The organism is Streptomyces sp. NPDC059092 (genome assembly GCF_042756365.1).
Taxonomy (GTDB): domain Bacteria; phylum Actinomycetota; class Actinomycetes; order Streptomycetales; family Streptomycetaceae; genus Streptomyces.
Genome location: NZ_JBHZEJ010000064.1, coordinates 41,121 through 50,984, shown reverse-complemented (window position 1 = coordinate 50,984; position 9,864 = coordinate 41,121). Strand labels below are relative to the sequence as shown.

Below are 9,864 nucleotides of genomic sequence, written 5' to 3'. Positions count from 1 at the left end.
GACAGGTAGTCAGGGGCGACCGGCCCCACGCCCCTTCCGTACGACGGCCCCAGGCCCCTTCCGTACGACGGCCCCAGGCCTCTTCCGTACGGCGGTCCCGCGGATCGCCTTCGCGGGACCGCGATCAGCCCTCCAGGGCCGGGTAGTCGATGTAGCCCTTGTCGTCGCCGCCGAAGAAGGACGACGGGTCGGGGGCGTTGTACGGGCCGCCGGCCTTCAGCCGGGCCGGCAGGTCGGGGTTGGCGAGGAAGAGCCGCCCGAAGGTGATCAGGTCGGCCGTCCCGTCCTCGATCGCCTTCAGCTCCTCGGCGCCGGTGCCGGACTCGGTCCTGGCGGTCAGGATGAGCGTCCCCGAGTAGAGCTTGCGCACGGTCCGGGCGAATTCACGGGTGTTCTCGATCAGGCTGAGATAGGCGAGGCCCAGCGGCTCCAGCTCCCGTACGAGCGCGGTGTACGTCGGCTCCGGGTCGGGCTCCTCGGTGCCCAGCAGCCCGATGGCGGGCGAGATCCGGATCCCGGTGCGCGCCGCCCCGATCTCCGCCACGACGGCGCGGGTCACCTCGACGGCGAAGCGGATACGGCCCTCGACGGACCCGCCCCACTCGTCGGTGCGCAGATTGGTGTTGGGGGCGAGGAACTGGTGGATCAAGTAGCCGTTGGCGCCGTGCAGTTCGACCCCGTCGAAGCCCGCCTCGACCGCGTTGCGGGCGGCGGAGACGAAGTCTGCGACGGTCGCGCGTATCTCGTCGGAGGTCAGCTCGCGCGGGGTGACGTAGTCCTTGGGGCCGCCGTGCAGATAGACCTGGCCGGGCGCGGCGACGGGCGAGACGCCGACCGGCACCAGGCCGTCCGGGAGCAGGTCCGGGTGGCCGATCCGGCCGCCGTGCATGAGCTGGGCGAAGATCCGGCCGCCCACGCCGTGCACGGCGTCGGTGACCTGCCGCCAGGCCGCGATCTGCTCCTGGCTGTGCAGCCCCGGGGTGTCCGGGTAGCCCTGGCCGATCACGGACGGCTGGATGGCCTCGGTGACCAGCAGCCCTGCCGAGGCCCGCTGCTTGTAGTACTCCACCGTCGACGCGGTGGGGGAGTTCCCGGGGCCGAAGGCACGGCTGCGGGTCATCGGGGCCAGCGCGACGCGGTTGGCGAGCTGGGTGCCCGAGAGGTCGATCGGGTCGAAAGCGGTGGTCATGAGATCTCCTGGGGAGGGCGCAGACTCAAGTGAGCGACGCCGCCGCGTGGTCGGTGCCACGCGCTCGGCCAGATCATCAACCACGCCCCGCCCCCGCTCATTCCTCGGACGATCGCCGGCTCGTTCCTTTCCACCCGCTCCGGCTCGTTCCTCCGGTCACCCGCGTCGGCCGTTCAGTCCAGGCGGCCGGCCGACGCCGACGCCGCGAGGGCGATCAGCTCGGCCGTCCCGTCGAGCGCCGCCTCGTCGTCCGTGAGCCTGCTGGTGGCGATCCGCACGTGGGGCAGGGAGTACGCGACGCAGAAGCGGCTGCCCGGAGAGACCGTGACCCCCCTCGCGGCCAGGGTGACCAGCGCGGACGCCTCGTCCGCCACGGGCACCCACAGCATCAGTCCGGCCCGGTTCGCGGTGTGCACGCCCCGCCGGGCGAGCCGCCCGGCGAGCCCTTCGCGCCTCTGGTCGTAGCGGTGGCCGGCGGCCCGTACGCACCGGGCCGCCGTGTCGTCGGTGAGGAGATGGGCGAGGGCGTCCTGGAGGATCCGGCTGGTCCACCCCGTACCGAACGTGCGCAGCACCCGCGCCCGTTCGACCATGTCCCGGGGCCCGCCGATCACCGCGATGCGCAGGTCGGGGCCGTACGCCTTGGAGTACGAGCGCACCAGGACCGTACGGCCGGGCAGATGGGTGCCGAGGCTCGCCACCGGGTCGGCGGCGAGCGGTCCGATGCCGTCGTCCTCCAGCACCATGACGTTGGGCGCGGTCTCCAGCACCTTCGCGAGCGCCGCCGCGCGCTCCTCGCCGATCGTCCAGCCGCACGGCGCCTGCGCCCTCGACTGGTGCAGGAAGAGCGCGGGCCGCCGCTCCAGCGCCTGGGCGAGGGAGCCGGGCAGCGGCCCGTCGGCGTCGCAGGCCACGGGCACGATCTGCGCGTCCAGTGCCTCCAGGATGTCCAGCAGCCGCGCCGCCGTCGGGTCCTCCACGGCGACCCGGTCCCCCGGCACGATCAGCGCCTGGCAGAGCAGGTGCACGCCCTCGTAGCCGCCGCCCACCGCCGTCCACGCCTCCGCCTCGAACGGCCAGGTGTCCCGTACGGCGTCCAGCAGAGCGTCCGTGATGGCCGTACGCGAGTAGTCGTTGAGCCGCGGCGTGCGCGCCCCGGCGAGCAGGGCGTCGGCCAGTCCGGGCAGCAGCGCCGGGTCGGGGGCCGCGACCGCGAGGTCGAGGGTGAGGTGGCTGCCGAGGTCGCCGACCCGTTCGTAACGGGCCGGGTGCGGGACGCTCGGCGGTCCGCTGACCACGCTGCCGCGCCGGCCCAGCGTCGTGATCATCCGGTGTCTGCGCAGAACCGCCCAGGCCTCCGCGACGGTGCCGGGGCTGACCCCCAGTTCGACGGCGAGGCCGCGCACGGTCGGCAGGGCGCTGCCCGGGGCCAGTTCACCGGAGCGTATGAGGTCGGTCATGGCCGCCGCGACCCCGCGCGCACTGGGGTCGGAGATGCGTCCGGCCAGTCGGGCCGCGCCCTGTGGCCCGGCCGCCCACGCCTTGTCCACCGTTTCGTCCTCCCGCCTCGCCGACACGCTCCGTAGATTACGGCATGGAAAATTTATGTTCGGACACAAACCACATCTTGTTTGACCTATCGCTGAACAATAGTGTTCCAGCCATCGCAGGGCCGAATACGGCTTGTTCGGCATGATTGCGCACCATGCGTCATGTGCACCAAAAGGCAAGGAGCGTCCGCTGTGTCATCTCCCGTGATCCATCTGGGACTGCGCGACTGGGACCATCTCGTACCGCTGGCCTCCGGCCTGGTGGACGTGGCGGGCTTCACGGTCCGGGTCGACTCGCGGGACGTCACGCCCGACGTACTCGCGGAGCCGGGACTCGACGGCGGCGAGACCTCGTTCAGCCGCTATGTGCAGGCGCGGGCGGCGGGTGACGACCGGCTCGTGGGACTGCCCGCGTTCATCATGCGGGGGTTCCGCCACCGCTGCGTCCTGGTACGGGCGGACAGCCCGGTCCGTACCCTCGCCCAGCTCGCCGGGGCCCGTATCGGGCTCACCGGCTGGCCCGACTCCGGCAACACCTGGACCCGCGCCCTGCTGCGCGGCGCGGGCGTCGACCTCACGGGGGTCGAGTGGCGGGTGGGGCCCCTGACCGCCGGGGAGTCCGGAAAGGACCGGCTGGGCTCCAGGCCCCTCCCGGGACACGTCTCCGTCCTGGCCGAGGGCGAATCGCTGGAGGAGGAGCTGGCCGCGGGCCGGCTGGACGCGGTCCTCACCCCGTTCATGCCGGCCGAACTCTTCACCTCCGCCAGCCGCTTCCGGCATCTCCTCGACGACCATCCGGCCGCGGAGCGCGCGTACTGGGAGACCACCGGATTCGTCCCCGGGATCCATCTGGTCACGCTCAAGAAGGAGACGGTCGAGGCCCATCCCACGCTGCCCGCCGCGCTGCTCGCCGCGCTGGAGCGCTCCAAGCTCCGCTGGGTCGCCCGGCGCCGGCTGCTCACCGACACCACCCCCTGGCTGCTGCGTGAACTGACCGAGTCGGCACGGCTGTTCGGCGACGACTGGATGCCGTACGGAACCGATCCCAACGCGGAGATGACCCGGGCCTTCTGCGAGGAGCTGTACGCGCAGGGGATATGGCCGGAACCGATCGACCCGCGCGTGGTCTTCCCCGATCCCGCGCTCGCCACCGCCCACTGACCCCGCCGCACTCCCACCCACGTAACTCCGGAGACCACACCATGCGTATCGCCGTCGGACAGTTCGCCGCCAGCCCCGACTGGAAGGACAACCTCGCCGCCTGCCAGGAGCTCACCGCCGAGGCGGAGCGGGGCGGCGCGGATCTGCTCGTCCTCCCCGAAGGGGTCCTGGCCCGCTTCACCGAGGACCGTCACCGGATCCGCGAGGTCGCGCAGCCGCTCGACGGCCCGTTCGTCACCGAGCTGCGCGCGGCGACCGCCGGGGGCCGCGCCACCGTCGTCGTCGGCATCCACGAACCGTCCGACGACGGCCGCGTGTTCAACACGCTCGTGGCCCTGCGCGACGGGGAGCTGATCGCCCGCTACCGCAAGATCCACCTGTACGACGCCTTCGGCGACCAGGAGTCCGCCCATGTACGCCCGGCGGACGAGCCGCCGGTGATCGTCGAGGTCGCCGGCACCAAGGTCGGCCTGATGACCTGCTACGACGTGCGCTTCCCCGAGCTGGCCCGGCTGCTCGTGGACGCCGGCGCCGAGGTGCTCGCCCTCCCCGCCGCCTGGGTGCGCGGCCCGGCCAAGGAGCGCCACTGGGAGGTCATGACCGCCGCGCGCGCCCTGGAGAACACCTGCTGGGTCGCGGCGAGCGGGGAGTGCGGCCCCCGCAACATCGGCAACAGCCTGATCGTGGACCCCCTCGGCACCGTACGCTCCCGGCTCGCCGCGGTCCGCGGCCTGGCCTGGGCCGAGGCCGACCCGGACATGACGGCGGCGGCCCGTCGCACGCTGCCCGTCCTGGCCAACCGGCGCTTCGCCGTCGACCCGACCGTCCTTCCCCTCGGAGCCCACTGATGCGTGTGATGAGATCCCCGAAGAGCGTGGCCCTGCTGGCCACCGCCGCCCTCTCCTGTTGTCTTGTCCTCACCGGCTGCGGCACCAACCCGCCCCAGGCCGGGGGCGCCACCGGCACCACCACCGGGGCCACGGCCGAGGCCGCGGGGGCCCGGCTCACCGAGGACAAGGCGCTGCACGCGCTGCTACCGGAGAAGAACCGTGACTCCGGCACGCTGGTCTCCGTCAACAACGGCTCCTTCCCGCCGTACGAGATAGCCGGTTCCGACGGTCACAGCCTCACCGGTGCCTCCGCCGACCTGTCCACCTCGCTCGAACAGCTCCTCGGGGTGAAGATCGAGCACGTCACCGCCGATGGTCTGCCCAGCGAACTGACCGGCATCAAGGCGGGCCGCTACGACCTCGCGATCGGCCCCGTCGGTGACTTCAAGGAGCGCCAGGGCGCCAACGACTTCGTCGACTGGGTCAAGGAGTTCGTCGTCTTCGCGGTGCCCAAGGGGAACCCGCGCTCCCTCAACACCCTCGACGACACCTGCGGCCGGCGGATCGCGGTCATGGGCGGCGGCTCCGCCGAAGGCGTGATCAGGACGCAGTCCGAGAAGTGCGTCAAGGACGGCAAGGCGGCCGTACAGGTCCAGTCCTACAAGGACCAGCCCGGCTCCATCCTGGCCGTGCGCTCCGGCCGGGCCGACGCGTTCTTCTCCTCGCAGGCACCGCTCACGTACTTCGTGTCCCAGGCCAAGGGCGACCTCGAACTGGCGGGCACCGGCCGCTCCAACGGTTTCAACGACCTCTACCAGGGCGCCGTCGTCGCCAAGGACTCACCGCTGCGCGACGTGCTCCTGAAGGCCGTCCAGAAGCTGATCGACAACGGCACGTACGGACAGATCATGAAGAAGTGGGGCCTGTCCGCCAATCAGATCGACAGGCCCGGCGTCAACCTCGGCGGCGCCGCATGAACACCGTGAGGAGGTGAGCCGACCATGGCCACCACTGACGCTCCCCCGCCCATGACCGGCGAGGACCCGGCGAAGTCCGGTTCCGGACCCGGTTCCGCCGGCCGGTCCGGCCCGGTCCCCACCGTGGACACCGTGGACGTCGCCGGGGCCAGCCCGGTCCGGCATCCCCTGCGCTGGCTCTCGGTGCTGGTCCTCGCGGTCCTCGCCGCCCAGCTCACGCACTTCCTCGTGACCAACGCCAACTTCGAATGGTCCACGGTCGGCAGCTACTTCGGCGCCCAGGTCATCGGCCAGGGCATCGCCACGACCGTCGAACTGACCGTGGTGGCCATGCTCATCGGCATCGTCGGCGGCGTACTCGTCGCGGTCGGCCGGATGTCGGAGAACCGGGTACTGAGCGCCGTGTGCGGCGCGTACGTCTGGTTCTTCCGCGGCATCCCCGTCCTGGTCCAGCTCGTGTTCTGGTACAACCTGTCCGCGCTGCTGCCCAGGATCTCCTTCGGGGTGCCGTTCGGCCCCGAGTTCGTCAGCGGCCAGACCAACTCCCTCATCACCCCGCTGCTCGCCGCCATCCTCGGTCTCGGCCTCAACGAGGCCGCGTACATGGCGGAGATCGTGCGCGGCGGGCTGCTCGGTGTCGACCCCGGCCAGTCGGAGGCCGCGGCGGCGCTCGGCATGGGCCGGGCGCGGATCCTGCGGCGGGTCGTGCTGCCGCAGGCGATGCGGTTCATCGTGCCGCCCACCGGCAGCCAGGTCATCAACATGATGAAGGCCACCTCGCTGGTGAGCGTCATCGCGCTGGCCGATCTGCTCTACACCGTGCAGTCGATCTACAACCGCACCTTCGAGACCATCCCGCTGCTGATCGTGGCCTGCCTCTGGTACCTGGTGATGACGTCCGTGCTGTACGTCGGCCAGTCGTTCATCGAGCGGTACTACGCGCGCGGGGCGACCCGTAACGCCCCGCAGGGGTTCTGGGACTTCGCCTTCTTCCGGCGGCGGGCCGCCGGAAGGGCGCCCGTCGCCGGGGAGCGGGACGCGGGGCACGAGCAGGAGGAGAGGACACCATGACGAAGGACAGCCTGACGAAAGCCCCGGAGCCCGCGCCTTCGGACGCGCCTTCGGACGCGGCCGGCCCGCCGCTCGTCATGGCACGGGGCGTGCACAAGAGCTTCGGCCATCTGGAGGTGCTGCGCGGCATCGACCTCGACGTCCACGCGGGCGAGGTCGTGGTGCTGCTGGGCCCGTCCGGCTCCGGCAAGTCGACGTTCCTGCGGTGCGTCAACCACCTGGAGCGGATCGACTCGGGCTCCGTCCACGTCGGCGGACAGCTCATCGGCCACCGCCGCTCGGGCACCCGCGTCCACCATCTGCGTCCCGCCGAGGTGACCCGGCAGCGCCGCGACATCGGCATGGTCTTCCAGCACTTCAACCTCTTCCCGCACCTGACGATCCTGGGCAACGTCACGGAGGCGCCGGTGGGCGTGCTCCGCGTACCCAAGGCGGAGGCCCGGCGGACGGCGCTGGAACTGCTGGAGCGGGTGGGTCTCTCCGACAAGGCCGACGCCTACCCGCGCCAGTTGTCCGGCGGCCAGCAGCAGCGGGTGGCCATCGCCCGCGCGCTCGCGATGCGGCCGAAACTGATGCTCTTCGACGAGCCGACCAGCGCCCTGGACCCGGAACTCGTCGGCGAGGTCCTGGCCACGATGCGCGATCTGGCGCGCGACGGGCTCACCATGCTCGTGGTGACGCACGAGATCGGCTTCGCGCGGGAGGTGGCCGACCGGGTGGTGTTCATGGACGGCGGCCGGGTGCTGGAGAGCGGCACGCCCGAAGAGGTACTGGACCACCCGTCCAACCCGCGGACCAGGGCGTTCCTCTCCCGCTTCCTCTGACCACCCGCCTCGGCGGCCGTCTTCAGGAGGCCGCTCCCACCACCTCCAGCGCCCGGTCCACATCAGCGGCGGTGTTGTAGAGGTGGAAGGCGGCCCGCAGCGAACCCGCCCGGACCGCGACCGCCACCCTGGCCTGCCGGAGATCGGGGTGGCGGTGGTCCAGCCCCGGTACGCAGACGACGGCTGAACCCCCGGCGGCCACGGGTGCGTGGCCCAGGGAGGTCAGCCCCGTACGGAAGCGGTCGGCGAGGGCGGTGGCGTGGGCGTGGATCCGGCCGACGCCGATCTCCTCCAGGAGGGCGAGGGACCGTTCGGCGCCGTGGTACGAGAGGAAGGACGGCGACGCGTCGAAGCGGCGCGCCGAGTGCGCCAGCTCCCCTACGGGACCGTAGACGCTGCCCCAGCGGTCCTCGCCCGCGCCCCAGCTCGCGTGGATCGGCACCAGCGATTCCTGCGCCTCCTCGGTCACGGTGAGGAAGGACGTGCCGCGCGGGCAGCACAGGAACTTGTAGCCGGCGGTGACGGTGTAGTCGTACGCCCCCGCCTCCAGCGGCAGCCAGCCGGCCGACTGGCTGGCGTCCAGCAGCGTACGGGCGCCGTGCGCCGCGGCGGCGGCCCGTACCGCCGCCGCGTCGGCGAGTCTGCCGTCCGCCGACTGAACGCCGGAGAAGACGACGAGCGCGGTCTCCGGCCGTATCTCCTCGGCCAGCCTCTCCAGCGGGACGTACCGCGGCCGGAGGTCGCCACGGACCGCGAAGGGCGTCGGGAGCGAGCTGAACTCGCCCTCGGGCAGAAGGACTTCGGCACCCGGCCGGAGCGAGGCGGCGATCATCCCGATGTGTACGGAGACCGCGCCGCCGGTCGCGACCCGCTCGGCCGGCACCCCGGCGAGCCGGGCGAAGGAGGCGCGGGCGGCGTCCAGGACCTCGAAGCTCCCCGGCCCCTCCCCGCCCCGCCCGGTCGCGTTGGCCTCGGCCAGCTCCTGGACGGCGGCGACGGCCCGGCGGGGCAGCAGACCGCAGGTCGAGGTGTTCAGATACGTCATGTCCGGCGCGAACTCTGTGCTCACCAGGGTGTCCATGCGCTCCACCCTGTAAGCCCGGCGTCCCCCGGTCAATCACGTATTGCTGAAGGGTGGACCTCAGCGTTCCTTACGCACCGGCTCCGGCCTGCGTACGGCTGTCCCACGCCTGCTCCAGCGCCTGCGTGAACAGCTCGGCCGGCTGGCCCCCGGAGACCCCGTACCTCCGGTCGAGCACGAAGAACGGCACCCCGTTCGCGCCCAGCTCCGCCGCCTCGCGCTGGTCGTCCCGTACCTCGGCGGCGTACGCGTCGGGATCGGCGAGCACCCCGCGCACCTCGGCGTCCTCCAGCCCCGCCTCGACCGCGAGCCCCACCAGCGTGTCCTCGTCGAAGACGGAGCGCTCCTCGGCGAAGTTGGCCCGGTAGACGAGATCGAGCAGCGCGTCCTGGCGGCCACGGGCCTTGGCGAGATGGAGCACCCGGTGGATGTCGAAGGTGCTGCCGTAGTCACGGCCCTCGACGCGGTAACCGAGCCCCTCGGAGCGGGCGTTGGAGGCGACGTTCTCCTCCATCGCGCGCGCCTCCTCACGGGTGCGCCCGGTCTTGGCCGCGAGCATGTCGATGACGGTGCCGGTCTCCCCCTTGGTCAGCCGGGGGTCCAGCTCGAAGGACCGGTGCACGACCTCCACCTCGTCACGGTGCGCGAACCCGGCCAGCCCCTTCTCGAAGCGGGCCTTGCCGATGTAGCACCAGGGACAGGCGATGTCGCTCCATATCTCCACGCGCATGTGTCTGATTCCCTCCGGGGTCACGTCCGCCGCGATCGCGCCCCGGTACGGGTACGGCGACCGCGCTCTGCCGGTACGGAGGCACCCTCCGCCCCCTGTGGCAACGCGCCCCGCCGGTGGCTCATTCCCTCACAGCATGTGGTGCGGCACCTGGTGGATGTAGAAGGCTCCGCAGCCGTGGCAGAGGGGCTGTCCGCCGGGGGTGCCCCACAGGTCGGCGGACTGGGTGGCGGCGGCCGGGTCGAGGTCGCGTCCGCAGAGGGCGGTCATCTCGCCGGCGCGTGTCATGTGCCAGACGAAGAACCGGGGTTCGGAGTCATGGGGCGAGGCGCCCTCCTCGTACTCCGCGCGCATTTCGTAGTCCATGGTGTATCTCCTGACCTGCGCCATGACCGGGGAACCGAGCCGGGGACGTAAATGCCCCGTCCGGCTCAGCGGGCCTGACGGGGCG

At 71.9% G+C, this 9,864-nt stretch carries 10 protein-coding genes; 5 read left to right on the top strand and 5 right to left on the bottom strand.

Going from position 1 to position 9,864, the window contains the following annotated elements:
• Positions 1-124: 124 nt before the first annotated feature.
• Both ACFXPL_RS29075 and ACFXPL_RS29070 read right to left on the bottom strand, forming a co-directional pair.
• Positions 125-1,189 carry an alkene reductase gene (locus ACFXPL_RS29075; protein WP_384925145.1) on the bottom strand — a complete coding sequence of 355 codons (1,065 nt, stop codon included), beginning with the start codon at positions 1,187-1,189 and terminating at the stop codon, positions 125-127.
• A 173-nt stretch (positions 1,190-1,362) separates the two neighbouring features.
• The gene (locus ACFXPL_RS29070) at positions 1,363-2,766 is read right to left on the bottom strand and encodes an aminotransferase class I/II-fold pyridoxal phosphate-dependent enzyme (RefSeq protein ID WP_384925143.1); all 1,404 of its coding nucleotides are present in this window, start codon (positions 2,764-2,766) and stop codon (positions 1,363-1,365) included.
• A gap of 165 nt (positions 2,767-2,931) precedes the next feature.
• Here ACFXPL_RS29070 and ACFXPL_RS29065 point away from each other — a divergent pair, with 165 nt between their 5' ends.
• The 5 genes from ACFXPL_RS29065 to ACFXPL_RS29045 all read left to right on the top strand — a co-directional run bounded on the left by ACFXPL_RS29065 (position 2,932) and on the right by ACFXPL_RS29045 (position 7,602).
• The gene (locus ACFXPL_RS29065; protein WP_384925141.1) at positions 2,932-3,900 is read left to right on the top strand and encodes a hypothetical protein; all 969 of its coding nucleotides are present in this window, start codon (positions 2,932-2,934) and stop codon (positions 3,898-3,900) included.
• Positions 3,901-3,941: 41 nt separating this feature from the next.
• The gene (locus tag ACFXPL_RS29060) at positions 3,942-4,748 is read left to right on the top strand and encodes a deaminated glutathione amidase (protein ID WP_384925139.1); all 807 of its coding nucleotides are present in this window, start codon (positions 3,942-3,944) and stop codon (positions 4,746-4,748) included.
• Complete coding sequence (locus ACFXPL_RS29055) at positions 4,748-5,707, top strand: ABC transporter substrate-binding protein (protein WP_384925137.1); 960 nt, start codon at positions 4,748-4,750, stop codon at positions 5,705-5,707. The genes ACFXPL_RS29060 and ACFXPL_RS29055 overlap by 1 nt, the downstream gene beginning before the upstream one ends.
• Positions 5,708-5,731: 24 nt before the next feature.
• Positions 5,732-6,778, top strand: a complete 1,047-nt coding sequence (locus ACFXPL_RS29050; RefSeq protein ID WP_384925135.1) for an amino acid ABC transporter permease — start codon at positions 5,732-5,734, stop codon at positions 6,776-6,778.
• Between the two features lie 77 nt (positions 6,779-6,855).
• Positions 6,856-7,602, top strand: a complete 747-nt coding sequence (locus ACFXPL_RS29045) for an amino acid ABC transporter ATP-binding protein (protein ID WP_384925147.1) — start codon at positions 6,856-6,858, stop codon at positions 7,600-7,602.
• 22 nt (positions 7,603-7,624) lie between these two features.
• Here the strand turns inward: ACFXPL_RS29045 and ACFXPL_RS29040 are convergent, their stop codons facing one another.
• The 3 genes from ACFXPL_RS29040 to ACFXPL_RS29030 form a co-directional block, all read right to left on the bottom strand.
• Positions 7,625-8,683: an aminotransferase class V-fold PLP-dependent enzyme gene (locus ACFXPL_RS29040; protein WP_384925133.1), complete on the bottom strand. Its 1,059-nt coding sequence runs from the start codon at positions 8,681-8,683 to the stop codon at positions 7,625-7,627.
• Between the two features lie 70 nt (positions 8,684-8,753).
• Positions 8,754-9,413 (bottom strand): DsbA family oxidoreductase, encoded by a 660-nt coding sequence (locus ACFXPL_RS29035; protein ID WP_384925131.1) that lies wholly within the window; start codon positions 9,411-9,413, stop codon positions 8,754-8,756.
• Between the two features lie 129 nt (positions 9,414-9,542).
• Positions 9,543-9,779 (bottom strand): hypothetical protein, encoded by a 237-nt coding sequence (locus ACFXPL_RS29030; protein WP_384925129.1) that lies wholly within the window; start codon positions 9,777-9,779, stop codon positions 9,543-9,545.
• Positions 9,780-9,864 lie beyond the last annotated feature (85 nt).